At 71.6% G+C, this 25701-nt stretch carries 24 protein-coding genes; 11 read left to right on the top strand and 13 right to left on the bottom strand.

Going from position 1 to position 25701, the window contains the following annotated elements:
- Nucleotides 1-26 precede the first annotated feature (26 nt).
- Nucleotides 27-3494, top strand: coding sequence for an amino acid adenylation domain-containing protein (locus tag OG254_RS05635; protein WP_405577833.1), 3468 nt, complete (start codon nucleotides 27-29; stop codon nucleotides 3492-3494).
- A 60-nt stretch (nucleotides 3495-3554) separates the two neighbouring features.
- On the opposite strand, the gene OG254_RS05630 is transcribed toward OG254_RS05635, so the two are convergent.
- Both OG254_RS05630 and OG254_RS05625 read right to left on the bottom strand, forming a co-directional pair.
- The gene (locus tag OG254_RS05630; protein WP_405577831.1) at nucleotides 3555-4571 is read right to left on the bottom strand and encodes an iron-siderophore ABC transporter substrate-binding protein; all 1017 of its coding nucleotides are present in this window, start codon (nucleotides 4569-4571) and stop codon (nucleotides 3555-3557) included.
- A gap of 86 nt (nucleotides 4572-4657) precedes the next feature.
- Nucleotides 4658-5611, bottom strand: a complete 954-nt coding sequence (locus OG254_RS05625) for a methionyl-tRNA formyltransferase (protein ID WP_405577829.1) — start codon at nucleotides 5609-5611, stop codon at nucleotides 4658-4660.
- 84 nt (nucleotides 5612-5695) lie between these two features.
- On the opposite strand from OG254_RS05625, the gene OG254_RS05620 reads away from it, so the two are divergent.
- On the top strand, nucleotides 5696-7021 hold the full coding sequence (locus tag OG254_RS05620; protein WP_405577827.1) for a lysine N(6)-hydroxylase/L-ornithine N(5)-oxygenase family protein: 1326 nt from the start codon (nucleotides 5696-5698) through the stop codon (nucleotides 7019-7021).
- A gap of 5 nt (nucleotides 7022-7026) precedes the next feature.
- Here OG254_RS05620 and OG254_RS05615 read toward each other — a convergent pair whose 3' ends face one another.
- The 3 genes from OG254_RS05615 to OG254_RS05605 all read right to left on the bottom strand — a co-directional run bounded on the left by OG254_RS05615 (nucleotide 7027) and on the right by OG254_RS05605 (nucleotide 10477).
- Complete coding sequence (locus OG254_RS05615) at nucleotides 7027-7674, bottom strand: isochorismatase family protein (RefSeq protein ID WP_405577825.1); 648 nt, start codon at nucleotides 7672-7674, stop codon at nucleotides 7027-7029.
- A gap of 90 nt (nucleotides 7675-7764) precedes the next feature.
- A complete protein-coding gene (locus OG254_RS05610) occupies nucleotides 7765-9600 on the bottom strand; it encodes a glycoside hydrolase family 15 protein (protein ID WP_405577823.1) in 1836 nt (611 codons plus the stop codon).
- 97 nt (nucleotides 9601-9697) lie between these two features.
- Nucleotides 9698-10477 carry a DeoR/GlpR family DNA-binding transcription regulator gene (locus OG254_RS05605; protein WP_147997630.1) on the bottom strand — a complete coding sequence of 260 codons (780 nt, stop codon included), beginning with the start codon at nucleotides 10475-10477 and terminating at the stop codon, nucleotides 9698-9700.
- A 143-nt stretch (nucleotides 10478-10620) separates the two neighbouring features.
- Here OG254_RS05605 and OG254_RS05600 point away from each other — a divergent pair, with 143 nt between their 5' ends.
- Nucleotides 10621-11502: an SIS domain-containing protein gene (locus OG254_RS05600; protein ID WP_405577821.1), complete on the top strand. Its 882-nt coding sequence runs from the start codon at nucleotides 10621-10623 to the stop codon at nucleotides 11500-11502.
- 47 nt (nucleotides 11503-11549) lie between these two features.
- Nucleotides 11550-12404 (top strand): ketose-bisphosphate aldolase, encoded by an 855-nt coding sequence (locus OG254_RS05595; protein WP_405577819.1) that lies wholly within the window; start codon nucleotides 11550-11552, stop codon nucleotides 12402-12404.
- A 27-nt stretch (nucleotides 12405-12431) separates the two neighbouring features.
- Here OG254_RS05595 and OG254_RS05590 read toward each other — a convergent pair whose 3' ends face one another.
- Nucleotides 12432-13565, bottom strand: coding sequence for a methyltransferase (locus OG254_RS05590; RefSeq protein ID WP_405594857.1), 1134 nt, complete (start codon nucleotides 13563-13565; stop codon nucleotides 12432-12434).
- Nucleotides 13566-13633: 68 nt separating this feature from the next.
- On the opposite strand from OG254_RS05590, the gene OG254_RS05585 reads away from it, so the two are divergent.
- Both OG254_RS05585 and OG254_RS05580 read left to right on the top strand, forming a co-directional pair.
- Nucleotides 13634-14275 carry an alpha-ketoglutarate-dependent dioxygenase AlkB family protein gene (locus OG254_RS05585; protein WP_405577817.1) on the top strand — a complete coding sequence of 214 codons (642 nt, stop codon included), beginning with the start codon at nucleotides 13634-13636 and terminating at the stop codon, nucleotides 14273-14275.
- 36 nt (nucleotides 14276-14311) lie between these two features.
- Complete coding sequence (locus OG254_RS05580) at nucleotides 14312-15550, top strand: ROK family protein (protein WP_405577815.1); 1239 nt, start codon at nucleotides 14312-14314, stop codon at nucleotides 15548-15550.
- Here the strand turns inward: OG254_RS05580 and OG254_RS05575 are convergent.
- Entirely contained in the window at nucleotides 15547-15882 is a 336-nt protein-coding gene (locus OG254_RS05575; RefSeq protein WP_405577813.1) for a YybH family protein, read from the bottom strand. The genes OG254_RS05580 and OG254_RS05575 overlap by 4 nt on opposite strands.
- 94 nt (nucleotides 15883-15976) lie before the next feature.
- On the opposite strand from OG254_RS05575, the gene OG254_RS05570 reads away from it, so the two are divergent.
- Nucleotides 15977-16426 (top strand): RpiB/LacA/LacB family sugar-phosphate isomerase, encoded by a 450-nt coding sequence (locus tag OG254_RS05570; RefSeq protein WP_351184937.1) that lies wholly within the window; start codon nucleotides 15977-15979, stop codon nucleotides 16424-16426.
- Nucleotides 16427-16532: 106 nt separating this feature from the next.
- Here the strand turns inward: OG254_RS05570 and OG254_RS05565 are convergent, their stop codons facing one another.
- From OG254_RS05565 to OG254_RS05555, 3 genes are read right to left on the bottom strand one after another with little or no spacing between them, the layout of a single operon-like run.
- Nucleotides 16533-17441: a phosphotriesterase gene (locus OG254_RS05565; RefSeq protein WP_405577811.1), complete on the bottom strand. Its 909-nt coding sequence runs from the start codon at nucleotides 17439-17441 to the stop codon at nucleotides 16533-16535.
- Nucleotides 17438-18022 (bottom strand): DUF4865 family protein, encoded by a 585-nt coding sequence (locus tag OG254_RS05560; protein WP_405577809.1) that lies wholly within the window; start codon nucleotides 18020-18022, stop codon nucleotides 17438-17440. Before OG254_RS05560 ends, OG254_RS05565 begins: the two co-directional genes overlap by 4 nt.
- A gap of 29 nt (nucleotides 18023-18051) precedes the next feature.
- Nucleotides 18052-18642, bottom strand: coding sequence for a TetR/AcrR family transcriptional regulator (locus OG254_RS05555; protein WP_405577807.1), 591 nt, complete (start codon nucleotides 18640-18642; stop codon nucleotides 18052-18054).
- Between the two features lie 193 nt (nucleotides 18643-18835).
- Here OG254_RS05555 and OG254_RS05550 point away from each other — a divergent pair, with 193 nt between their 5' ends.
- The 3 genes from OG254_RS05550 to OG254_RS05540 are packed head-to-tail and all read left to right on the top strand — an operon-like array spanning nucleotide 18836 to nucleotide 22433.
- Nucleotides 18836-19120 carry an SHOCT domain-containing protein gene (locus OG254_RS05550; protein ID WP_147997640.1) on the top strand — a complete coding sequence of 95 codons (285 nt, stop codon included), beginning with the start codon at nucleotides 18836-18838 and terminating at the stop codon, nucleotides 19118-19120.
- Nucleotides 19117-19875, top strand: coding sequence for an ABC transporter ATP-binding protein (locus tag OG254_RS05545; RefSeq protein WP_351184950.1), 759 nt, complete (start codon nucleotides 19117-19119; stop codon nucleotides 19873-19875). The genes OG254_RS05550 and OG254_RS05545 overlap by 4 nt, the downstream gene beginning before the upstream one ends.
- A complete protein-coding gene (locus OG254_RS05540; RefSeq protein ID WP_405577804.1) occupies nucleotides 19872-22433 on the top strand; it encodes an ABC transporter permease in 2562 nt (853 codons plus the stop codon). Before OG254_RS05545 ends, OG254_RS05540 begins: the two co-directional genes overlap by 4 nt.
- A 91-nt stretch (nucleotides 22434-22524) precedes the next feature.
- Here OG254_RS05540 and OG254_RS05535 read toward each other — a convergent pair whose 3' ends face one another.
- Nucleotides 22525-23076, bottom strand: coding sequence for an ATP-binding protein (locus tag OG254_RS05535; protein ID WP_405577802.1), 552 nt, complete (start codon nucleotides 23074-23076; stop codon nucleotides 22525-22527).
- Between the two features lie 184 nt (nucleotides 23077-23260).
- Nucleotides 23261-23584, bottom strand: a complete 324-nt coding sequence (locus tag OG254_RS05530; RefSeq protein WP_351184959.1) for a hypothetical protein — start codon at nucleotides 23582-23584, stop codon at nucleotides 23261-23263.
- Between the two features lie 340 nt (nucleotides 23585-23924).
- Here OG254_RS05530 and OG254_RS05525 point away from each other — a divergent pair, with 340 nt between their 5' ends.
- Nucleotides 23925-25049 (top strand): PLP-dependent cysteine synthase family protein, encoded by a 1125-nt coding sequence (locus tag OG254_RS05525; RefSeq protein ID WP_405577800.1) that lies wholly within the window; start codon nucleotides 23925-23927, stop codon nucleotides 25047-25049.
- A 130-nt stretch (nucleotides 25050-25179) separates the two neighbouring features.
- On the opposite strand, the gene OG254_RS05520 is transcribed toward OG254_RS05525, so the two are convergent.
- A complete protein-coding gene (locus OG254_RS05520; protein ID WP_405577798.1) occupies nucleotides 25180-25647 on the bottom strand; it encodes an SRPBCC family protein in 468 nt (155 codons plus the stop codon).
- Between the last annotated feature and the right edge of the window lie 54 nt (nucleotides 25648-25701).

Below are 25701 nucleotides of genomic sequence, written 5' to 3'. Positions count from 1 at the left end.
CACCACGGACGACTTCGGAGGAACCGGTGACGCAGCACCCCCCGACCGCGGACGAGCTGCTCCGTTCGGTCACCGACACCATCGGCTCGGATGCACCGCCGAGCGACGACGACAGCCTGATCGCCTGGGGCCTGGACTCGATCACCCTGATGAAGATCGCGGGCGGCTGGCGCAAGCAGGGCATCCGGATCAGCTTCGCCGAGCTGGCCAAGGAACCGACCCTGCGCGCCTGGCGGACCCTGCTGGAGGCCCACGTCCCGGCGGTCCGGCCCGCGGGGGGCACCCCGGGCGCGGCACCCGCCCGGCCCGAGCCCCGCGAGCCCTTCCCGCTGGCCGTGATGCAGCACGCGTACTGGATCGGCCGCGGCGACGAGACCACGCTCGGCTCCGTCGCCGCCCACCTCTACGTCGAGTTCGACGGCGCAGGCGTCGACCCCGACCGGCTCGACGAGGCCGTACGCGCCCTCGCCGCCCGCCATGGAATGCTCCGCGCCCGCTTCACCGACGACGGCCGCCAGCAGATCCTGCCCGACCTCACAGGCCCCGCGACGACCGTCCACGACCTGCGCGCGTCGGATGGCCGGACCGTGGCGGACCGGCTGGAGGAGGTCCGGCACGCCGCCTCGCACGCGCGCCTGGACATCGCCGCCGGCGAGGTCCTCTCCGTGCAGCTCTCCCTCCTGCCGGACGGCACGAGCCGGCTGCACGTGGACGTCGACATGCTCGCCGCCGACGCCCTGAGCTACCGGGTGCTCCTCTCCGACCTCGCGGGGCTCTACGAGAACCCCGGCACCGCGCTGCCCCCGATCCGCACCAGCTATCCCGAGTACCTCGAAGAGCGCGCGGACGTACGGCGGCTGAGCCGGGAGCAGGCGCGGGAGTGGTGGCAGCGGCGCATCCCCGAACTGCCGAGCGCCCCCGAACTCCCGCTCGTGCCCGAGGCGGAGCGCACGGACCCGACACGGGTGACCCGCCGGCACCACTGGCTGCCGCCTCAGGAGAAGCGGCGTCTGACCGCCCGCGCCCACCAGCACGGGCTGACCCCCGCGATGGCGGTGGCGACCGCCTTCTCGGAGGTCCTGGCCGCCTGGAGCGGACAGCCGCGGTTCCTGCTCAACGTGCCGATGTTCGACCGCAGGGGCTCCCATCCCGACGTCGACCTGCTCGTCGGCGACTTCACCAGCTCGGTGCTGCTCGACGTCGACCTGGCCGAGTCGGGCTCGTTCACCGAGCACGCACGGCGCCTCCAGGACCGTATGCACACCGACGCGGCGCAGTCCGACTACTCCGGCGTCGAGGTGCTGCGCGACCTCTCCCGGTACAACGGCGAACAGGTTCTCGCGCCCGTCGTGTTCACCAGCGCCCTCAACCTCGGCGAGCTCTTCGACGCGAGCGTACGGCAGTCCTTCGGGAAGCCGGTGTGGATCATCTCGCAGGGGCCGCAGGTGCTGCTCGACGCCCAGGTCACCGAGGTCGACGGCGGTCTGCTGGTCAACTGGGACGTGCGGGAGGACGCCTTCCCGGCCGGCATGGTCGACGCGATGTTCGAAGCCTTCCACGGCCTCGTCACCCGCCTCGGCACCGACCGCGCGGTCTGGGAGCAGCCGGTGCCCGCCCTGTTGCCGGCCGAGCAGACGGCACTGCGCGCGAAGGTCAACGCCACCGAGGGCCCACGCAGTCACCGGCTGCTCCACCAAGGCCTCTTCGAGCGGGCCGGCGCGCAGCCGGACGCCCCGGCCCTGCTGTGGGGCACCGAAGGCGCCCTGTCCTACGGCGAGTTGGCCGACCGGGCGCTGCGGACCGCCGCCGCACTGGGGGAGCGGGGCGTGCGCCCCGGCGACACGGTCGCGGTCAGTCTGCCCAGGGGGGCCGACCAGATCACCGCCGTCCTGGGCGTGCTGGCCGCGGGCGCCGCCTACGTGCCGATCGGCGTCGAGCAGCCGGCCGCCCGCCGCGACCGTATCCGCGCCACCGCGGGGTTCCGCGTCACGCTGACCGACGGACGTCCGGTCGAGGGCCTGGACACCTTGCCGGTCGCTGAGGCGGTAGGCGCCGCCCCGCTGCCGGAGCCGGTCGCGGTGGACGAGGAGCAGCCCGCCTACGTGCTGTTCACCTCGGGATCCACCGGTGAACCCAAGGGCGTCGACGTGCCGCACCGGGCGGCCATGAACACCATCGACGATCTCAACGACCGCTTCGGCGTGGGCCCTTCGGACCGCTGTCTCGCCCTGTCCGCCCTGGACTTCGACCTGTCCGTCTACGACGTCTTCGGGCTGCTGAGCGCGGGCGGCGCGGTCGTGCTCGTGGCGGACGGCGACCGGCGCGAGGCGAGCGAATGGGCAGACCTGGTGCGCACCCACCGGGTCACGCTCCTCAACTGCGTGCCGCCGCTGCTCGACATGCTGCTGCTGGCCACCGCGCCCGGCGAACTCGCCGGACTCCGGGCGGTGTTGCTCGGCGGGGACTGGGTCGGCACCGACCTGCCGGGGCGGCTCGCCGAGCGGGCGCCCGGCTGCCGGTTCACCGGTCTGGGCGGTACGACGGAGACCGCGATCCACTCCACCGTCTGCGAGGTGACGCAGGCTCAGGTCCCGGCGCACTGGAGGTCGGTGCCGTACGGGACCCCGCTGCGGGGCGTCCGCTGCCGGGTCGTTGACGCCCACGGGCGGGACTGTCCGGACTGGGTGCCGGGGGAGCTGTGGATCGGCGGGGACGGGGTGGCGCTCGGCTACCGTGCCGATCCCTCGCGCACGGCGGAGAAGTTCACCGAGGCGGACGGGCTGCGCTGGTACCGCACCGGGGACCTCGCACGGTACTGGCCCGACGGCACCCTGGAGTTCCTCGGACGCCGGGACCACCAGGTCAAGGTGCGCGGCTTCCGGATCGAGCTGGGCGAGGTGGAGGCGGCGCTCGCCGCGCACCCCGCCGTACGACGTGCCGTCGCCGGGCTGACCCGGGGGCAGGGCGTGCAGTTGGCCGCCGCGGTCGCCGCCGACGCCGCGACGGCCGAGGACGCGCTGCGGGAATGGGCGCGCTCCGTGCTGCCGCCGCACATGGTCCCGGCCCGGATCGCCGTGGCCGGGGAACTGCCGCTCACCTCCAACGGCAAGCTCGACCGCCGTGCCGTACAGGAGCTGTGGCGGGTGGCGGAGGCGGAACGGCACCGGGCACCCGGCACCGCCCTGGAGACCGTCGTGGCGGGCGTCTGGCAGGACGTCCTCGGCGTCGAACGCGTCGGCCTCGACGACGGCTTCTTCGCCCTCGGCGGCGACTCGGTCCTCGCCACCGTCATCGTCGGCCGGCTGCGCGAGACGCTGGACACCTCCGAGGTGACCGTGCGCTCCCTGTTCGCGACCCTCACGGCCGGCGGCATGGCCAAGCGGCTCTCGGCCGAGGAGCGGACGCCCGGACGGCTCGAACAGGTCGCCGCGATCCATCTGGAGATCGAGGGCATGTCGGCGGACGAGATCGACTCCGCACTGCGCGACACATGAGAAGGAGGGGTGGGGTGCCGCACGGCACCCCACCCCTCCTCCGATGCCCCCCTCGGGCCGTCAGTCGAGCTTCTTGAAGCCGGGCTCCAGGTTGTTCAGCGCCCACGGGATGCCCAGCGCCGACGGGCTGCGCAGCTGGCTGATGGTCGCGACGTCCGTCACGACGTACTTGCCGTCCTTCACCGCGGACATGTTCTTCACCAGGTCACTGGCCTCGAAGGCCTTCTTCAGGTCCGGCGTGGTGAACGCGATGATCGCGAGATCGGCGTCGAGCTTGTCCAGTTGCTCGAAGGACAGCTCACCGGTCGGGCTGCCGTTGACCGTCTTGATGTTCTTCACCGACGGCGTCAGGCTCATCCCGACCTGGCTCATCAGCTTGGCGGCGAAGTCCTCCTCGGAGGCGATGGTGAAGATCTTCGCCGGGGTGTTGCCGATGGACAGGCTGTAGGTCTTGCCCTGAAGCTTCGGATGCTTCGTCTTCACGGCGGCGATGCTGTCCTCGGTCTCCTTGATGACCTGCTCGCCCTGTTCCTTCTTGCCGACGGCCTGGGCAACCACCTGCACGTGCTCCTGCCAGGTCTGCTGCCCCCAGGCCGTCTCGTACCCGACGGTCGGCGCCACCGCGGCGAGCTTCTTGTAGTCCTTGTCCAGGGTGAAGTCGGAGGTGGCGAGGATCAGGTCGGGCTGGAGGGAGGCGACCTTCTCGTAGTCGACGGCGGTGAGCGTGTCGAGCAGCTCGGTCTTCTCGGTGTCGATCCTGTCCTTGAGCCAGGGGTAGACACCGTCCGAGCTGAGGGCGTCCTTCGAGATGGCGACCGGTGTGACGCCGAGCGCGTACAGCGCGTCGATGTCGTCCGTGCCGCCGTTGCCGATCACCACGATCCGTTCCGGCGCCTTGGCGATCTTCGTGGTGGCGAACTTGTGCTTGATCGACACCGGGAAGGCGGACGAGGTGTCCGCCTTCGCGTCGCCCGAGGCGTCGGAGGAGGTGTTGGAGTCGTCCTTGACGGAGCCGCAGGCTGCCAGCGCGGCGGCCAGGGTGACGGTGAGAAGGGTGCTGAGAAGCTTTCTCGACATGCGCGCCAGTAAAGCAAGGTAAGCCTTGCCTTAGCAACGCGTATCGGACAACTTCTTTGTTTTTGGCGGTAGTTGACCTTGCCCGATCACGGTTGAGCGGTGAGATAGCCCCCCATGGTGCGGAAGTAGTCGGTCGCCGCGTACTCCGTTCCGTCGTCGGTGCGCAGCCGCTTGAGGATCAGCCCCGGGTGCCGGCCCGTATGGGCGTCGGCGCCCGCGACGATGACGATGCCGTCGCCCTCGCGGATGAAGATGCGGCCGGGAGTGCCGCCGTAGCGGCCCTCGGAGACGGCGGCCGAGACGACCCTGATCCGCTGTCCGCGATGGAAGGTGTAGGCGTTGGGATACGGGTCCGACTGCGCCCGTACGAGGCGCTCCAGACGCTCCGCCGGCCAGTTCCAGTCGATGCGGCTGTCCTGCGCCGAGCGCTTGTGGAAGAAGCTCGCGCGGCTGCGGTCCTGCGGCTGCCAGTGGGTGGCGTCCTTGCCGGACGCGATGAGGTCGAGGGACTCGCGCACGATGGGGGCGATGAGGTCGACGGTGCGGTGGAACAGGTCCGTCGCGGTGTCGGCCGGACCGACGCCCACCGAGCGCTGCACCAGGATGTCCCCGGCGTCCAGTTCGGCGTTCATGCGGTGCGCGGTGACGCCGACGCGCTCCTCGCCGTTGATGAGCGCCCAGATGATGGGGGAGAAGCCCGCGTAGGACGGCAGCAGCGAGTCGTGGACGTTGAGCGTGCCGTGCGGCGGCAGGTCGAAGAGCTCCGGCGGCAGCCAGGTGCGCCAGTTGTTGGCGACCAGGATGTCGGGCCGGGCATCGCGCAGGGCGGCGAGGAGTTCGGGGTCGTCGGGGCGGTTGCGCAGGAGTACGGGGACGTCGTTCTTCTCGGCGAGTTCGGCGACGGAGTCGTCCCAGATCTTCTCGTAGGCGTGGTCGCTCTTGGGGTGGGTGACCACCAGGACGACCTCGTGGTCGGAGTCCAGCAGGGCCTGGAGTGTGCGGTGGCCCCAGGTCTGGTAGCCGAACATGGCGACGCGCATGCGGTTCTCCCCTTCGGCGGGCTCCATTGCAAGGTAAGGCTAACCTTATCTAACATGTGGCTGCCTGAGGGAGGCGATGCCACGGTGAAGTCACCGCTCACGGGATCGGACACCACCCACGACGTCCTCGGAATCGGATTCGGGCCGTCAAATCTCGCACTGGCCATAGCGATTGACGAACACAACGCAGGCCTTCCGGCCGACCGTCGGATCAACGCCCTGTTCCTGGAACGCCAGCCACGTTTCGGCTGGCACCGGGGCATGCTCATCGACGACGCCACCATGCAGGTGTCGTTCCTCAAGGACCTTGTCACGCTGCGCGATCCGGCCAGCGACTTCAGCTTCCTGTGCTTCCTGCGCGAACGCGGACGGCTGATCGACTTCCTGAACCAGAAGACACTCTTCCCGCTCCGCGTCGAGTTCCACGAGTACTTCGAGTGGGCCGCCGAGCGAGTGCGCCACCTCGTGGCCTACGAACACCACGTGACCGCCATCGACCCCGTACGCGACGACACGGGCGCGGTGACGCACTTCGACGTCGTCTGCCGTGACCCCGAGCGCCCCGGGCGCACCCTCACCCACCGGGCCCGCGACCTCAGCGTGGCGGTCGGTCTGGAACCCCACGTGCCGCCCGGCGTCGAACTCTCCGAACGCGTCTGGCACAACAGCCAGTTACTTCCCAGCGTCACCGAACTCGCCGCCTCCGGTGCCCCGGTGCGCCGCGCGGTCGTCCTCGGCGCGGGGCAGAGCGCCGCCGAGACCGTCGACTATCTGCACCGCTCCTTCCCGCAGGCCGAGGTCTGCGCGGTGTTCGCCAAGTACGGCTACACCCCGGCCGACGACAGCCCGTTCGCCAACCGCATCTTCGACCCGGAGGCGGTGGACGTGTACTTCGGCGCGCCCTCCGAGGTGAAACAGTCCCTGTTCGACTACCACCGCTCCACCAACTACTCCGTCGTCGACATGGAGTTGATCGAATCCCTGTACGCCACCGCCTACCAGGAGAAGGTCGCCGGCCGGGAGCGGCTGCGCTTCCTCAACGTCTCCCGCATCCGCGACGTACGACAGCGCGGCGACGGCGTACTCGACGTCTCGGTGGAGTTCCTGCCGACCGGTCGGGAGCAGGTCCTGGAGGCCGATGTGCTGGTGCACGCCACCGGATACCGGCCCCGCGACCTCACCGCCCTGCTCGGCGAGGCGGCGAAGGTCTGTCTGCGGGACGACGGTGACGCCATCCGTGTCTCACGCGACCACCGGGTGCAGACGGCGCCCGACGTCACCGCGGGGATCTATCTCCAGGGCGGCACCGAGCACACCCACGGACTCACCTCGACCCTGCTGTCGACCACCGCGATCCGCGCGGGAGAGATCCACCGCTCCCTGCTGGACCGTCGCACGGCATCCGTCTGAACCCCTCAGACCGCTGCCGCCGCGGGCACGGCGGGGTCGAAGACCGCCACCACCCGGTCCGTGGACGTCACCGCCCCGCACGTGTCCGCCACCCACTCCAGCGCGAACCCATGGCTCCCGGCCGACGCGTCGGCGATGGCGTCCGCGACGACGAAGGGCTCCAGGTCCTGCACCCAGGCGTCCGCGGCCGTCATCAGCACCCCGACCCGGGCGAACAGCCCCGCTATCACGACCTGGTCGCGCCGCAGGTCGCGCAGCCGGCTGTCCAGCCGGGTCCGGGCGAACGCGCTGTGCTTGCGGGCGGTGAGCACGCAGTCCCCGGTGCGCGGCTCGACCTGCTCCGCGAACGCCTCGCCGTCCCGGTCGGCCGGCCCGCCCGGCCGCCGTACGTACAGGGCGGGTCCGCGCTCACCGGCGGGCACCGAGTGGACGACGGGCACGCCCGCGGCATGCGCGGAGTCCACCAACCGGGCGGTGTTCGCGAGGAGTTCGGTGGCCGGGGCGCCCTCCTGCGCCAGGACCCGCACGAAGCGCCTTTGTAAGTTCAGGACCACGAGCGCCGCACGGCCGGGATCGAGGGTCCACCCGGTGGTGTCGTCGGGCAGCATGGCGGGGGTCGGCATGACGTACGGGAAGATCGAGCCAGTCGTCATCTCGGGTTGCCCTTCGGTGAGTTGGGGAACCCTTCTTAGGTTAGCCTCACCTAAGTTCGATGTCTTGTCGATGACACCGGTGAACGCGCCTCATCCCAGGGCACGGTCCAGGTTGAACGCGGCACTGATCAGCGCGAGATGGGTGAACGCCTGCGGGAAGTTGCCCTGTTGCTCGCCCGTGTGGCCGATCTCCTCGGCGTACAGGCCCAGATGGTTGGCGTACGTCAGCATCTTCTCGAAGGCCAGCTGCGCCTCGTCGACCCGGCCGGCCCGGACCATGGCCTCGACGTACCAGAACGAGCAGATCGAGAACGTGCCCTCGTCGCCGCGCAGTCCGTCGGGGCTGGCCGCCGGGTCGTAGCGGTAGACCAGCGAGTCCGACACCAGGTCCTGGGTGAGGGCGTCCAGCGTGGACAGCCACTTGGGGTCGGTCGGCGCGATGAACTTGGTCAGCGGCATCATCAGCACCGACGCGTCGAGCACGTCGCTGTCCTCGTGCTGGACGAACGCCTGGCGCGTCTCGGACCAGCCGCGCTTCATGATCCGCCGGTAGATCGTGTCCCGCGTCGCCTGCCAGCGCGGCAGATCGGCCGGCAGACCGCGCCGGTTGGCCGTGCGGATGGCCCGCTCGATCGCCACCCAGCACATCAGCCGTGAGTACAGGAACTTCTTGCCGCCGCCGCGGGTCTCCCAGATGCCCTCGTCGGGCTGGTCCCAGTGCTCGCACACCCACTCCACCAGTGCGCACACGTCGTCCCACTGGTCGCTGGAGATGGGCTTGGCCCACTTGTCGTAGAGGTAGATCGAGTCGATCAGCGCGCCGTAGATGTCGAGCTGGAGCTGGTCGGAAGCGGCGTTGCCGACGCGCACCGGGGCGGAGCCGAGGTAGCCCTCCAGATGGTCGAGTTCGCGCTCGGGCAGATCGGTGCGGCCGTCGATGCCGTACATGATCTGCAACGGACCGGTGGGCGAGCCGTCGCCCCGGCTGACGTGGTCGGTCAGGAACTTCATGAAGGCCTCGGCCTCGGTCGTGAAGCCCAGCCGCAGCATCGCGTACACGCAGAAGGCCGCATCGCGCACCCACATGTACCGGTAGTCCCAGTTGCGTTCGCCGCCCAGCTGCTCGGGCAGGCTCGTCGTCGGCGCGGCGACGATGGCGCCGGTGGGTGCGTAGGTGAGCAGCTTCAGGGTCAGGGCGGAGCGGTGCACCATCTCCCGCCAGCGGCCCCGGTACTTGGAGGCGGACAGCCACTTGCGCCAGTAGTCGACCGTGCTGTGCAGCTGCCTCTCGGCCTCGGACCGCGCACAGCGGCGCAGGTTCACCGCACCGCCGACCTGGTCCAGCGCGAACACCGCCGAATCGCCCTCGGAGATCTTGAAGTCGGCGTACACGTCCGGCCCGTCGATCTCCAGCGGTACGGTCGACGTCAGTGCGAGCGACAGCGGGTCGGCCTCGAAGACCGCGACCTCGCCCTGCATGCGGACGGTGTGCCGCCGGGTGCCGTATTCGAAGCGCGGCGCGACCCGCGCGCGGAACGGGATCGAGCCGCGTACGCACACCACACGCCGGATCAGCCGATGCCGCTCGACCTCGGCCGGGTTGCCGTCCATCGGCATGAAGTCCTGGATCTCGCCGACACCGTCCTCGGTGAAGAACCTGGTGATCAGGACGTTCGTGTCGGGGAAATAGAACTGCTTGGTCCGGGCCGGCACCGTGGCCGCCAGCTCGAAGCAGCCGCCCCGCTCGGCGTCCAGGATCGCCGCGAAGACGCTGGGCGCGTCGAAGGAGGGGCAGCAGTACCAGTCGATGGTGCCGTCGATGCCCACCAGAGCCACGCTGCGCAGGTCGCCGATCAGGCCGTGGTCGGCGATCGGCACATAGCGTGACGCGGCCGGTGTGCCCGTCTCGATCGGAGTAGTGCTCATCGCAGCCTCCCTGGCCCGCCATGCGCCTCGGTCCCAGGGTAGGTGGAATCGGCCGTGGGAGGGTCGGGGTGGTGCCCGGTTCCTGTGGTTCGGGGGCTCAGACCGCGATGACCCGCACGCCCGCCTCCTCGAAGCGCCGCAGCGTCTCCGGTTCGGCCGCCGTGTCCGTGACCAGTGTGTCCACGGCGTCGGCCGCGCAGATCCGGGCGAACGCGCGCCGGCCCAGCTTGCTGGAGTCCGCCGCGACGATCACCCGAGCGGCGCGCTCGCACAGCAGCCGGTTGATCGCCGCCTCCGCCTCGTCGTGCGCGGCCGCGCCGTGCGCGGCGTCGAAGGCGACCACGCCGAGGACCGCCACGTCGATCGTGATCTGGGCCAGCACCGCGTCCGCGAGCGGCCCGATGAGCTCGTACGACTGGGGGCGGGCGACCCCGCCGGTGACCACGATCTTGAACTGAGGGCGCACGGCGAGCTCATTGGCGATGTTGAGCGCGTTCGTGACGACGGTCAGCGCGGGCGAGCCCGACGTCAGGTCGCTGCGCACGGCCAGGGCGCGCGCCACCTCGGTGGTCGTCGTGCCGCCGGTCAGACCGACCGCCTCGCCGGGCGCGATGAGGTCGGCCACCGCCTTGGCGACGCGCTGCTTCTCCGAGGCGTGCCGGGCCGTCTTGTAACGCAGCGGCAGTTCGTACGACACTCCGTGCACGACCGCGCCGCCCCGCGTGCGCACGAGCATCTGCTGTTCCGCCAACTGGTCGAAGTCACGGCGGATCGTGGCGGACGACACCTCCAGCTCGGCGGCCGCCTGCTCGACGTCCAGCCGGCCCCGCTCGACGAGCAGCTCCAGCAGCGCCTTCCAGCGGGCGTCGCGCGACATCCGCCCTCCATTCCTCGGCATTCCTCGACCTGGCGGTGACCTTAGCGCACTCCCCTTCCACCCAAGTGCTTGATTTTGCTCGAAAGTTCGCTATATCTTGCAGAAAAAAGCATGAAGGTTCATGGAAGCCCGGAGGATGGCGCATGACGCATGTCGAGGACGAGCTCAACAGCCAGCCGGAGTGCTGGACGCGCGCCGGGGCCGAGGCAGCCGGCCACCGCCGGGCACTGCCTGCGGCGGGGGAGCGGGTCGCGGTCGTCGGCTGCGGGACGTCGTACTTCATGGCGCAGGCGTTCGCCGCCCTGCGCGAGGGCTCGGACCAGGGAGAGACCGACGCCTTCGCCGCGTCGGAGTTCCCGCACGGGCGCACGTACGACCGTGTCCTCGCCCTCACCCGATCCGGCACCACCACCGAGGTCCTCGACCTGCTGGCGCGGCTGAAGGGGCGCACGCCCACCACGGCGATCACCGCCGACCCGGACACGCCCGTCATGGCGGCCGCCGACGACGTCGTCGTCCTCGACTACGCGGACGAACGGTCCGTCGTGCAGACCCGCTTCGCGACCACCGCCCTCACCCTGCTGCGCGCCCACCTCGGCCTGCACACGGACGCCGCGGTGGCCGACGCACGCACGGCGCTCGCCGGCGCTCTGCCCGAGGGGCTCGTGGAGTGCGGGCAGTTCACCTTCCTCGGCCGCGGCTGGACCGTGGGGCTGGCGAACGAGGCCGGGCTGAAGATGCGCGAGGCGTCGCTGTCCTGGACCGAGGCCTACCCGGCCATGGAGTACCGGCACGGTCCGATCAGCATCACCACCGGCGGCACCGCGACCTGGATGTTCGGCGAGGCGCCCGAGGGGCTGGCGGAACAGGTGCGCGCCACCGGCGCACTGTGGATCGAGGGCCGCCTCGACCCCCTCGCCGAACTGGTCCGCGCCCAGCGGCTCGCCGTCGCCGTCGCCGCGGCCCGCGGCCTCGACCCGGACCAGCCCCGCCACCTCACCCGGTCGGTGATCCTCGCGCCCTGACGCGTCCGCCCCGCGCACCGAGACAGCAACAGGAGAAAGGACAGGCCGTGCCCCTCGCGACCACCGGCGAGCTCATCACCCGTGCCGCCGCAGCCCGTTCAGCCGTCGCCGCGTTCAACGTCATCACCCTGGAGCACATCGAGGCCGTCATCGCCGGTGCGGAGTCGGTGAGTTCGCCCGTCGTCCTCCAAGTCAGCGAGAACGCCGTCAAGTTCCGCTACGGACGCCTGCTGCCGCTCGCCCGCGCGGCCGTCGCCGCCGCCGAACGCGCCGCCGTGCCCGTCGCGCTGCACCTCGACCACGTCCAGAGCGACGACCTGCTGCGCCAGGCGCCGGACGCCGGGTTCAGCTCCGTGATGTACGACGCGGCCCGGCTGCCGTACCTGGAGAACCTCGCCGCCACCAAGGCGGCCGTCGACTGGGCGCACGCCCAAGGCCTGTGGATCGAGGCCGAGTTGGGGCGCCTGGGTGGCAAGAGCGGCGAGCCGCCCCTGGACGCCCACGCCCCGGGTGCCCGCACCGACCCCACCGAGGCCCACGCCTTCGTCACCGACTCCGGCGTCGACGCCCTCGCCGTCGCGATCGGCAGCTCGCACGCCATGACGACCCGCACCGCCGCCCTCGACCACGACCTCCTCAAGCGCCTCGCCGCCGCCCTGGACGTCCCTCTCGTCCTGCACGGCTCCTCCGGCGTCCCCGACGGCGAACTGACCGCGGCGGTCGCGGGCGGTATCGCCAAGGTCAACGTCGGCACGGCCCTCAACATCGCCATGACCAGCGCGATCCGCGACTTCCTCGCCGCCCACCCCGAGGCGGTCGACTCGCGCAAGTACCTGAGCGTGGGCCGGGAGGCGATGGTGCGGGCGGTGGCCGACATCATCGGGGTGCTGGGAGCTCGCTGACCCGGCGGCCGACGCGGGCCATGACGGCTAGCGCTTCACGGCCCGCAGCACCACGAACTTCGGGTCCCCGGCGACCAGTTCACTGTTCCCGAACAGCCGCCGCAGCTTCACGTGGTACCCGAGGTGCCGGTTGCCGATCACCCACAGCTCGCCGCCCGGCCGCAGCGCGCGCTTGGCGCCCGTGAACATCCGCCAGGCCGTCGAGTCGGTCGTCGCCTGGTGCGAGTGGAACGGCGGGTTGTTGAGCACCAGGTCGACACTCCCGGCCGGCACGCCCGCCATCCCGTCCCCGACCCGGAACTCGGCGTGCCCCGGCACCCCGTTCGCCCGGAACGTCGCCTCGGCGGAGGCCACGGCCTGGAACGACTCGTCCACGAACAGCACCTCGGCCTCGGGGTTCGCCAGCGCCACCGCCGTACCGACGATGCCGTTGCCGCACCCGAGGTCCACCACCCGCCGGGCGCCCTTGCCGTCCGGCAGATGCCCCAGGAAGAACCGCGTCCCGATGTCGAGCCGGTCGGCGCAGAACACGCCCGCGTGATTGACGACCGTGCTGTGCGAGACCGCGCCGATGCCGTCGGGAAGCGTGTAGGTGTACGGCCACGGGTTGACGGGCGGCTCCGACGCCGGCTCGGGCGTGCAGAAGATCAGCCGGGCCTTCTTCTGCGCGAGCGAGGTGCGGGTCGGGCCGAGCACCCGCTCGAACAGCTGGAGCGTCGAGGTGTGGATCTCCTTCACCATGCCCGTGCCGACCACCACCGTGCCCTCGTGCACCGCGGGCGCCAGCCGGGTCAGCTGGTCCTCCAGCAGCGCGAGGCTCTTGGGCACCCGCACCAGCAGGACGTCGACCCGGTCCGGCGGCGGGTCCTGCGTGGTGAGCAGCCGGACGGTGCCGGGCTCGACGCCGTGCCGGGCGAGGTTGGCGCGGGTCGCCTCCTGCGTCAGGTACGAGTCCGTGATCTGTGTCGGCCGGTGCCCGGCGAGGGCCGTGACCAGGGCGCCCCAGCGGTCGCCGACCACCACGACATCGCCGGACAGCGAGATCTCCTGCTCCGCCAGGTGCCGCAGCAGGTACTCGTCGGAGGCGTCCCAGGCGCGCAGCCTGTCGCGCGGGTCCTCGGGGAATCGGGTCAGCGCGAGTTCGCCCCACGGCGTCGTCATACGGTCGTTCATCGTGCGTCAAGGCTAGCCGAGCCGCAGCTCACGACCGGTGGGGGAGGATGGGAGGCATGGACGCCGAGCTGTTCCCCCGGGAGCGTACGGAGGTCGCGCCGGGCGCGGTGCATGTGCCCGACTGGCTGGACGGGCGAGCCCAGCGCGAGCTGCTGGAGGCCTGCCGCACATGGGCCGGCCCACCGGCGGGCCTGCGCACGGTCCGCACCCCCGGCGGGGGCACGATGACCGCCCGGCAGGTCTGCCTCGGCTGGCACTGGTACCCGTACGCCTACGCCCGCACGGTCGTCGACGGCGACGGCACCCCGGTGAAACCGTTCCCCGAGTGGCTCGGCGAGCTGGGCCGCCGCGCCGTCCGCGACACCTTGGGGGAGCAGGAGGCGGCGTACGACATCGCACTGATCAACTTCTACGACGCCGACGCCCGCATGGGCATGCACCGCGACAGCGACGAGAAGTCGCCCGCGCCGGTCGTGTCCCTGAGCCTCGGCGACACCTGTGTCTTCCGCTTCGGCAACACCGACACCCGGACCCGGCCCTACACGGACGTGGAACTGCGCAGCGGTGACCTGTTCGTGTTCGGCGGCTCCTCCCGGCTCGCCTACCACGGTGTGCCGAAGGTGCACCCGGGCACCGCGCCGCCGGAGTTGGGACTGACCGGGCGGCTGAACGTCACGCTCAGGGTGAGCGGGCTGTAGGCCGCCGAATTCGCGGATCATGGGAGACTCGCCCTCATGAGCGGCAAGGCGGACCCCCGGCCGGCGGGGGAAGGGACCACCTCGAGGACGCGCTTGGACCGGGGGCGCGGTGCGCTCGGGCCCGCGTTGGAGCTCGTGCACACCGGACGCGCGCCCACGCGGGCCGTCCTCACCGCCGAGCTCGGGGTGACCCGGGCCACGGCCGGCGCGGTCGCGGCCGAGCTGGAGGCGCTCGGGCTGATCCGGGTCGACGCCCGGCCCGGCGCGGCGGCCGGTTCGCAGGGGCGGCCCTCGCACCGGCTGTCGGTCGCCGAGGACGGGCCCGTCGTCCTCGCCGCGCAGGTCCACGCCGACGGGTTCCGGGCGGCGCTGGTCGGCCTCGGCGGCCGTATCGTCGCCACCGCGCCCGGCTGCGAGACCGTGGACGCCGACCCGGCCAAGGTGCTCGGCTCGGTCGTCGAAGCGGGCGCCGACCTGCTGCACACGACCGGACGGCGCTGCGTCGGCGCCGGACTCGCCGTCCCGTCCGCCGTCGCCGAGCCGGACGGTCTCGCGCTGAACCCCCTGCACCTGGCGTGGCCCGTGGGTGCTCCGGTGCGCCGCATCTTCACGGAGTGCGTGCGCGAGACCGGGATCACCGGACCGGCGTTCACCGGCAACGACGTCAACCTCGCCGCGCTCGCCGAGCACCGGCACGGCGCGGGGCGCGGCGCCCGGGACCTGCTGTGCGTGGCCACCGGGCACCGGGGCGTCGGCGGGGCACTCGTGCTGGACGGCCGTCTGCACACCGGCAGTTCGGGCCTGGCCCTGGAGGTCGGCCACCTCACGGTGAACCCCGAGGGCAGACCCTGCCACTGCGGCAGCCGCGGCTGTCTGGACGTCGAGGCCGACCCGCTCGCCTTCCTCACGGCGGCGGGGCGGGAGCCGGGACCCGAGGTCTCCTTGCTCCAGCAGGCCAACGACCTGATCCGCAACCACTACGACGACCTGACGGTCCGCACCGCGACCGAGGCCCTCATCGACCGCCTCGGGCTGGGCCTCGCGGGCCTGGTCAACATCCTCAACCCGGACCGCATCATCCTCGGCGGCCTGCACCGCACCCTCCTGGACGCCGACCCCGAACGCCTGCGCGCCGTCGTCGCCGACCGCAGCCTGTGGGGCCAGAGCGGCGGCGTCCCGATCCTCGCGTGCACCCTCGACCACAACAGCCTGGTCGGCGCGGCCGAGTTGGCCTGGCAGCCGGTCCTGGACGATCCGCTGGGGGCGCTGACCTAGCGGGTTTCCGTGACCCGCCACTCGCGGACCAGCGGACCCGTGACACGGGCGGTCCACAGCGCGGGCCCGGCCAGCTCCGGCAGCGAGCAGTCGGAGTATCCGGTCACCACCACGACGTCGCCTCGCACGGTCAGCTCGGTGAACGTGTTGCGATAGTCCGGGAAGGCCGCGAAGAACCCCCGCCAGGCGTCCAGACACGCCCGCTTCCCGCGCACGGTGCCGCCGTCGGAGTCGACGAACGTGTGGTCGTCCGACATCAACGACGCCAGGCCGTCGAGGTCCCGGTCGTTGATCGCGGCGTTGAAGCGGTGGACGACGTCGGTGGGATCCATTACGCCATTCCTTCCCGGCCCGCACCCCTGCTCCGACCCTACAGACGCCCACCCGGACCCGCTCCTGCACGAGCTCGCCGAGTAGGCTCGTGACATGCGGATCTCCGTTTCCTCGGACATGGACAAACCGGTGGCGCGCGCGCTCGTCACCCAACTGCGCGAGCGGGGCCACGAGGTGGTGACGTACGGCGCGCTCAGCCCCGGCGCCGACCCGCAGTGGGCCGCCTGCTCCGAGGCGGCCGCCCGCGAGGTCGCCGCCGGTACGGCGGACCAGGCGATCGTGTGCTGCTGGACCGGCACGGGCGCCTCGATCGCCGCGAACAAGGTGCCGGGCGTACGGGCCGCCCTGTGCACGGACGCCTACACGGCCAACGGTGCCCGCCGCTGGAACGACGCCAATGTGCTCGCCCTCGGCCTGCGGCTGACGTCCGAGCCGCTGCTCAAGGAGATCCTCGACGCCTGGTTCGCGGCGGAGGCCAGCGCGGACGCCGAGGACCGGGAGAACGTGGCGCGCGTCGACCGACTGGACCTCGGCCGGGCCTAGGGCAATGCTTCCCGGCCGTCAGACCACCCGCGCCTACGGCACCCCGAGGTCTTCGTACAGCCGGTGACGCTGGTCGGGGCCGAGGGCGCTCGACACCGCGGGCGCATCAGTGCCACTCGGCGGCGAAGGCCCGGCCGGGGTTGTCGGTGAGGACGCGCTCCGCCAGCTCCTCGCCCAGCGCGAGCGCCAGCCGTGGCCGCACCCGGCGCAGCAGATACGGCATTCCGGGACCGCCGTCGACCGACCGCGCCCCGGCGGTGACGGTGTCCCCACCCAGCAGCAGCCGGTGCCCGAACCCGGCCTCGGCCAGCGCCCCTACCGCGTCCGGCATGCGCCAGTCGGTGGCGTGATGAGCGCGCGAGGGCCCGTCGAAGGCGAGCCAGCAGCCCGACTCGGCGGCCTGGCGGTGGACCGCGAGATCGGGGGAGCGGTTGAGATGGCCGAGGATCACCCGGTGCGGCGGGACGCCCAACTCGCCGCACAGCAGGTCCAGTACGTCGAGCGCGCCGGTCCCCATCTCCAGGTGCGCGGCGACGGGCGCGTCCGTCGCGTGGTGGGCCTCGGCCGCGGCGGTCATCGTCCAGCGGGCGTGCGCGTCGAGGCCGTGGAAGCCGCCGGCGACCTTGATGATCCCGGCGCGGACTCCCGAAGTCCCGATACCCACGGTCAGTTCGGAGACGAAGACCTCGGCGAGCTTCCCGCGAAGTTCGTCGAGCAACCTCGGGGAGTAGTGCGCCGCTTGATGCAGTCCCGTCGCACAGACCAGATGCACCCCGGCGGCCCGGGACAGCGAGGGCAGGTCGGCCGCCCTGCGCCCCATGCCGTACGGAGTCCACTGCACGACGGCCGAACCGCCCGCCGCGCGGAACGCCTCCAGCTCGGCCCGCGCGGCGGAAGCGTCGTTGAGCTCCTGGCCGGGCAGTTGCGGGCTGCACAGGAAGAGGTGGTCGTGCGCGTCGCACACGCCGAGTTCCCCGGGCCGCACGTCCCCGAGGACCGTACGGACCGCACTCACCACTGTCGGCCCCGCGGCAGCGCGCCCCGGCCGGGCCCCGACAGATGCAGCACCTGGTACACGACGCCCTCGGCCTGGGGTGTGTCCTGCTCCCAGAGCGAGAAGTGGACGACCTCCCACGCGTGCGTGTCGACGACGGCGGCCGCCAGCACGGCGCCGTCCTGCGCCGCCAGCCGCACCGTCTCGTCCACGGACTGGGCCATGAACGCGGCCAACTCCACACCGTCCGGCACCGGTTGACGCCGACGCACGGCCGACGTGGCGGGGGAGCCCGCGGCGCCGCCCTCCTCGTATGCGAGCCCGGTCCACTGCCGCACCCGCGGCCGCCCGAAGTCGTTCACGGGTCCCTGGAAGGCGCCTCCCCACAGGAAGGCGTTCATGCCCTCCATGGTGTTCCAGAGGTAGAAGGGTCCGTACTGGTTGACGGGCGACCCCTGTACGCCGTGCTCGCGCAGCAGATACGTCTTGACGCCGAGCCCGTCCCAGTCGTCCAGCAGATGCCCGACGCGGGCGACACGGGAGCGGATGATGCCCATGTCGTAGTCGGCGGGCAGGGTGAACTCGTACTGCATGGCGTGCATGCCACGTCCCTTCTCGGGCCTGAACGCCGTCAAGTGGTGGGGGCGTCGTCCCGTGGCGCGAGCAATGAGAGCAGTCCGCGCACGCCCGCGTCGAAGGCGGCGGGTGAACCGGACGCGCGGGCGAGGACGTAGCCGCCCTGGACGGTCGCGACGATCGTCGCCGCGATCGACTCGGCGTCGAGCCCGGCCGCGAACAGGCCCTGCTCCTTGCCCTCCTCGACGATCCCGGCGAGCCGCTCCCGCAGCCAGTCCAGCGTCTCGTCGACGGGCGCCCGCAGCTCGTCGCTGGCGATCACGTCCGGGTCCATCGTCAGCCGCCCGACCGGACAGCCGCGCAGCACATCGCGCTCCCGCCGCAGGTACGCCTCGATGCGTTCGTACGGTGTGCCCGGCCTGTCGAGTACTCCCGCGGCGGTAGCCCGCATCTCCTCGGCGGTCCGCCGGATCGCGGCCAGTGCGAGATCGGGCTTGCCCTTGAAGTGGTGGTACATGCTGCCCTGCCCGGCCCCCGCGCGCTCCAGGATGGCCTTGGGGCTGGTGCCCACATAACCGCGCTCCCACAGCAGCTCGCGGGTGGACTCGATCAGCCGGTCCGAGGTGCTCATGTCCTCACTGTACATACTAGTAGTTACAGAAGTCGAGCCGGGTTCCGAGCCCGCACGAGCGCCTCCGGAGCAGCCGAACCGGCCCGCCGTACTCCCCGTGAGGTACACACACTGCCGCTGGCCGTACGACGACCCGGACCCCCTGCCGGAGCGAGTCTCGAGACATCACCGAACGACCCGACCGAACCGACTCGGGAGATGACTCGAGATGCAGACCCTGGCACATTTCGCAGACGGCGGCCCCGGCCCGTGGATCCTCCTCTTCCCGCTGATCTGGGCGGCCGTCGTGATCGGCGGCATCACGCTGCTGCGCCGCACGGTGTGGCGCGGACGCCGTGGCCCCTGGCGGGCACCCGCCGCCGACGACAACTCGCCCATCACCGTGCTCGGCCACCGCTTCGCCTCCGGCGAGATCGACGAGGACGAGTACTGGCGCCGGCTGTCCGTCCTGGACGAGCAGTTCGGCCCCAAGGGCAAGGGCGGTGCGGCATGACGACCACGACGGCCATGACGATCACACCGACGGCCGCCCGCGTCGTCGACGCCGTGAAGGTGTACGGCAGCGGCGACACCAGCGTGAGGGCCCTGGACGGGGTGAGCGTCGACTTCCCGGTCGGCCGCTTCACCGCGATCATGGGGCCCTCGGGCTCCGGCAAGTCCACGCTGATGCACTGCGCGGCCGGCCTCGACACGCTCACCTCGGGCACTGCCCACATCGGCGACACCGAGCTGAGCAGCCTCGACGACCGCCGCCTCACCCTCCTGCGCCGGGACCGCGTGGGCTTCGTCTTCCAGTCGTTCAACCTGGTGCCGACGCTGACCGTCGCCGAGAACATCACGCTGCCGCTCGACCTCGCGGGCGGCAAGGGCGACCGGGAGTGGGTCGACGCACTGATCGACGTCGTCGGACTGCGCGACCGGCTCCACCACCGCCCCTCCGAACTCTCCGGCGGCCAGCAGCAACGAGTCGCCGTCGCCCGGGCCTTCGCCGGCCGGCCGGACGTCGTCTTCGCCGACGAGCCGACCGGCAACCTCGACTCCCGCTCCGGCGGGGAGGTCCTCGGCCTGCTCGGCCGCACGGTGCGCCAGACCGCCCGCACGGTCGTCATGGTCACCCACGACCCGGTGGCCGCCGCCCACGCCGACGAGGTGGTGTTCCTCGCCGACGGGCGCCTGGTCGACCGCATGGAGTCCCCGACCGCCGACAAGGTCCTGGACCGCATGAAAGCCTTCGAGGTGCCGTCATGAACGCGTCCGTCCGCCTGAGCGCGACCTCCCTGCGTGCCCACAAGCGACGCTTCGCCGGGACGTTCCTCGCGGTGTTCCTCGGCGTGGCCTTCCTCGCCGGGACCCTCGTCATGGGTGACACCCTGCGCGCCAGCTTCGACACCATGTTCGGCAACGCGACCGGCGGCACCGACGCCGTCGTCCGCAGCGCCGATGCCATCACCACGCCCGGCGAGAGCGAGGGCGTGCGCGAACCGGTCGACAGCGACCTCGTGAGCACCATCGAGAAGGTCCCCGGCGTCGCGGCCGCTGCGCCCAACATCCAGGGCGCAGGCCAACTCGTCGGCAAGAACGGCGACCCCATCGGCGGCCAGGGCCCGCCCACCCTCGCCGGCAACTGGATCACCGACCCGGAGCTCAACGCCTACCAGCTCGCCGAAGGCCACGCCCCCCGCAGTTCAGGCGAGGTCGTCATCGACCGCGGCACCGCCGAGCGCGGCGACCTCAGCATCGGCGACACCACGACCCTGCGTACACCGGACCCGGTCAAGGTGACCGTCGTCGGCCTCGCGACCTTCGGCGGCGAGGACGGCATGGCCCAGGTGACCTTCACCGGCATGACCCGGGCCGACGCCGAGAAGTACCTCACGGCCAAGCCGGGCGAGGCGACGAGCATCCAGGTGCGGGCCGGACCCGGGGTCAGCCAGCAGGAGCTGGTCGACGCGCTCACTCCCGTGCTCCCCAAGGGAGTCGAGGCCATCACCGGCCAGGAGTCGGCCCAGGAGAACACCGACATGATCTCCAGCCAGTTCCTGACCGTCTTCACCACCTTCCTGCTGGTGTTCTCCGGCGTCGCCCTGCTGGTCGCGACCTTCTCCATCCACAACACCTTCGCGATCGTCGTCGCCCAACGCACCCGCGAGAACGCCCTGTTGCGGGCCCTGGGCGCCTCACGCCGCCAGGTCACCGCGTCGACCCTCGTCGAGGCGAGTGCCGTGGCCGTCACCGCGTCGGCGGCCGGACTCGCGGGCGGCGTCGGCATCGCCGCCGGGCTCCAGGCGCTGTTCCCGGCGATCGGATTCCCCTTCCCCGAGGGCGACTTGGTGATCAGCGCCCTCTCCATGGCGCTGCCGCTCGCGGTCGGCATCGTGGTCTGCCTCGGCTCCGCCCTGCTGCCCGCCGTACGCGCCGGGCGCACCGCACCACTGGCCGCCCTGCGCGAGACGGCCGTCGACACCTCCGGCGCCTCCCGGCTGAGGGCCGTCACCGGCCTGGGGCTCATCGCCCTCGCGGTCGGCATCACGCTCATGGGCGTCCTGGTGTCCCCGTCGATCTGGCTGGCGGGTACCGGCGCTGTCCTCGCCCTGGTCGCCTTCGTGGTCCTCGGCCCGGTCGCCTCCACGACGGCCGTACGGTTCCTCGGCGGCCCGCTGGACCGGCTGCGCGGCGTCACCGGCGGCCTCGCCCGGCGCAACGCCCTGCGCAGCCCGAAGCGTACGGCCGCCACCGCGAGCGCCCTGATGATCGGCGTGGCCGTGGTGTCCCTGTTCACGGTGTTCGGCGCCTCGCTGAAGGCGACCATGGACCAGACCGTGTCCCGCTCCTTCGCGGGCGACGTGGCCGTCAGCACCCCGTCGTTCGGCGCGGGCGGCAGTGGCCTGAGCCCGCGGCTCGCCGACGCGGTCCAGCGGCTGCCCGAGGTGGACACGGCCGTCGGCCTCGGCCGCGGAGTCGCCGAAGTCGACGGCGAGGGACGCGCGCTGACGGTCACCGACCCGGTCGCCCTGGAGCGCACCTTCGACCTCGGCACCGTCCACGGCTCCCTGCGCGGTCTCGGCACCGACGGCATAGCCATCACCGAGAAGGAAGCCGACAAGCAGCACCTCACGACCGGTGACAAGGCCCGCCTCACCTTCACCGACGGCCGTACGCAGACGTTCACGGTCCGCGCGCTCTACGGCCAGTCCGAACTCGCCGGGGACTACGTCATCACCCGCGACGCCTGGGCACCGCACCGCACCCAGGACGCCGACACGCTGGTCGCGGTCTCCTTCAAGGACGGCGTCGGCACGGACACCGGCAAGGCGGCGGTCGAGAAGGTCGCGGCCCAGTACGGCAACCCCGACGTGCAGACCCGCGACGAGTACGCGCAGTCCTCGGCCGGCGGCATCGACATGATGCTCACCCTCGTCTACGCGCTGCTCGCCCTCGCGGTGCTCATCGCGCTGCTGGGTATCGCCAACACCCTGACGCTGGCGATCCACGAGCGCACCCGCGAACTGGGCCTGCTGCGGGCCGTGGGCCAGACCCGGTCCCAGCTGCGTGCCATGGTCCGCTGGGAGTCGGTCCTGGTCGCGGCCTTCGGCACGGTCGGCGGTCTCGCCCTCGGCGCCTTCCTCGGCTGGGTCCTGGTCGAGGCCTCCGACGGCGCGAGCGACAGCGCCTTCGCCTTCGCGATGCCACCCCTGCAACTCGCGGTGGTGGCCCTGGTCGGCCTCATGGCGGGAGCCCTGGCGGGCCTGCGCCCGGCGCGTCGCGCGGCACGCCTGGACGTACTGCGGGCCATCGCCACGGAGTGACTCGCGCAGAGTGGGCCGCAGGCCTCGGGGCCGGCGGCCCGCCGACGGTCATCGGCGCGTGCCCACCGACCGAAGCCCCCTCACCGCCCGGTCAGCCGACAACGGCCGACCGGGCGGGAGCGTGTTCGGGCCTGCTGAGGTCGACGCGCCGGCCGACCTCGGCGAACCGCCGCGCGGGCTGCTCCACCGGCACGGTCGTCTTGCGCTGCGGCGGCTGCGCCGCCCCGGCCCGCACACCCGCCACGGGCGCGGGCAGCGTGAACCACACGACCTTGCCCGACTCGTCCGGGCGCACACCCCAGCTCTCGCTGACCGCGGCCACCATCGCCAGCCCGCGCCCACAAGTGGCGAGCGCGTCGGTGCCCTCGGCGTCCGCCACGACCGGCAGACGGGGATCGGAGTCGCGCACCGAGACCGTGAGCCGGTCGAGCAGCAGCTCGATCTCCACGGTGCACGTCTTGTCGGGCCGGGCGTGCTGGTGGACGTTGGTCAACAGCTCGGTCACACCGAGCGCGGCGCGGTCGATCAAGGGATCCAGATGCCAGTAGCGCAATTGCGCTGAGACGATTCTGCGGACCTGGCCGATCCGCGACGGCAGGGCTTGGAGCTCCACCGTGCAGTGCCTGCTTGGGTAGCTGATCACGGCTGCGACTCCCCGACTGAAGAGGTCCGGAAGAACACGGAGTACGGATCCAGCAGGGTGCTTGAAGGAAACGGCCGCCTGCTGTAGTGGCCGGCGGGCTGGTTCGCAGCGTTGTCGCCGGTAAACCCAGAGTGACGTGAGACCAGCGTGACGCAGGGGGTGCCGTACCGCAACTCGCGGTGACTCAGCCCTTACGCCCCGCGGCCTTCCGTACGGCCTCGATGAACCGGCGCGCCGCGGGTGGACCGGGTTCCCCCGGTGCGGGATCGTGCTCGCCCAGCGTCAGGGAGTAACGGTTGCCGTTGAGGTCCGCGAGCGCCCGGTCGTCCGGGGCGAACCAGGGCTTGGACGCCCGTACCGCCTGCACCGGCGCGCTGTCGATCTCGCTGCCGTAGCTGGTGAGCAGTTGCAGCCTGCCGTCGCTTATCCGCACCTGTCCGGCCCGGGTCAGGGAGCGCAGCCGCTTCCCGATCCGCACGCCCGTGGCCCTGAACTCCGGCTCAGCCATGCCCCGCCCCTTAGCGCGTGTCGGTGTGCCGGTCCGTCCTGCGTGGGCCGTGGCCGGCTCTGGTCGTGATCCAGTGTGCCCCCCGTCCGGGATCGCTGTCCCGTCCGGTGCAGTCTGCCCGCGTACCGCGTCGAGCACCAGTACGCGTGTCACCCCTGGCCGGGGTGCTCGGAGCACTCGCACGAATGCGCCCCCGAGGGTCCGGTGAGCCATCGGTCCAGGGATGTCTTTGAGGCTCTCAAAGGTGTGTTTATGCAGGTGAGAAGCGTGCGGAAGATGTTTATGCTCGAAGCGACGGCAGCGCGATTCGCCCCTGCCGCACAGCCCGAGGAGCACCGCCGTGAGCACCGTCCAACAGACCCCGTCCGGCGTGACCCTCGACGTCGACCACAGCGACGCGGGCTACCGCGTCTGGCTGAAAGAAGCCGTGCGCAAGGTGCAGGCCGACGCCAACCGTTCGGCCGACACGCACCTGTTGCGCTTCCCGCTGCCGGAGCAGTGGGGCATCGACCTGTACCTCAAGGACGAGTCGACCCACCCGACGGGAAGCCTCAAACACCGGCTCGCCCGTTCGCTGTTCCTCTACGGCCTGTGCAATGGCTGGATCCGGCCGGACCGCCCGGTGATCGAGGCGTCCAGCGGCTCGACGGCCGTCTCCGAGGCGTACTTCGCGAAGCTGATCGGCGTGCCCTTCATCGCGGTCATGCCGCGCACGACAAGCGCCGAGAAGTGCCGCCTCATCGAGTTCCACGGCGGACAGTGCCACTTCGTGGACGACTCGCGGAAGATGTACGAGGAGTCTGCCCGCCTCGCGGTGGAGACCGGCGGCCACTACATGGACCAGTTCACCTACGCCGAACGGGCCACGGACTGGCGCGGCAACAACAACATCGCCGAGTCCATCTTCCGCCAGCTGAAGCTGGAACGGTTCCCCGAGCCCGCGTGGATCGTCGCCACCGCCGGCACCGGCGGCACCTCCGCGACCCTCGCCCGGTACGTCCACTACATGCAGTACGACACCCGCATCTGTGTCGCCGACCCGGAGAACTCCTGCTTCTTCGAGGGGTGGACCACCGGCGATCCGGACGTCACCTGCGACTGCGGCTCCCGCATCGAGGGCATCGGCCGTCCCCGCATGGAACCCAGCTTCGTACCCGGCGCCGTCGACCGGATGATGAAGGTGCCGGACGCGGCGAGCGTGGCCGCCGTGCGCGCCCTGGAGCAGGCCATCGGGCGCAAGGCGGGCGGCTCCACCGGCACCGGGCTGTGGAGCTCGCTGAAGATCGTCGCCGAGATGGTGGCCGAGGGACGACGCGGGAGCGTGGTGACGCTGCTGTGCGACCCGGGCGACCGCTACCTCGACAAGTACTACTCCGACGCCTGGCTGACCGAGCAGGGCTTGGACATCGCGCCGTACTCGACGGCCATCGAGCAGCTACTGCAGACGGGCGTCTGGCCCGAGTGACCGAAGCCTGAGTGGCAACGCCCTGAGGGGCGCGGGGCCGTATGGATTTGCGGCTCCGCCGCGCGGGCGCCACCAGCCACGACGGACCCGCAGACGACCGACCGTCAGTCGCGGCCCGCCAGGCGGAGCGTCACGTCAGCCGCCGGTCCAGCGCCCCCACCGCGCCCCGGAACGTCCGCCCGAGACCGGCCTTCGCGAGACCGCACGCGAACCGGAAGGGTGCCGTGCCGTCCACGGCGAACGTCCACTGCACACGCGTGCCGGTCCCCGCCGGGGCCAGCCGCCACTCCTCGACCATGGCCCGCGCCCCCGGCGCGTTGGTGAGGTCGACGCGATAGGCGTACACGTCGGGGCTCTTCGCCGCGAGTATCGTCTCCTCGAAGCGTGTGCCGCCCTTGAGACGCACCTCGCGCCGGGCTCCGTCGTCCAGCGGGCGGGCCAGCGTCACCGCCGCGAACCACTCGGGCCAGCCCGGCACATCCTCGGCGAGCGCGTGGAACACCGTCTCGGGGGGAGCGGATATCTCCCGTGCGAAGACGTGCCGTACGGGCGCGGTCCCGACGAAGTCGAGCCCCACCTCACGCAGCAGATGAGCCATGGACGAGAACCCCCTGTGGGCGAGGCTGCACCGGGCAGCGCCACCCTAGCTGGC

This window comes from Streptomyces sp. NBC_01092 (genome assembly GCF_045039535.1).
GTDB lineage: Bacteria > Actinomycetota > Actinomycetes > Streptomycetales > Streptomycetaceae > Streptomyces.
Note: the sequence above shows the minus strand (reverse complement) of the source record. Positions and strands in the feature narration are given on the sequence as shown.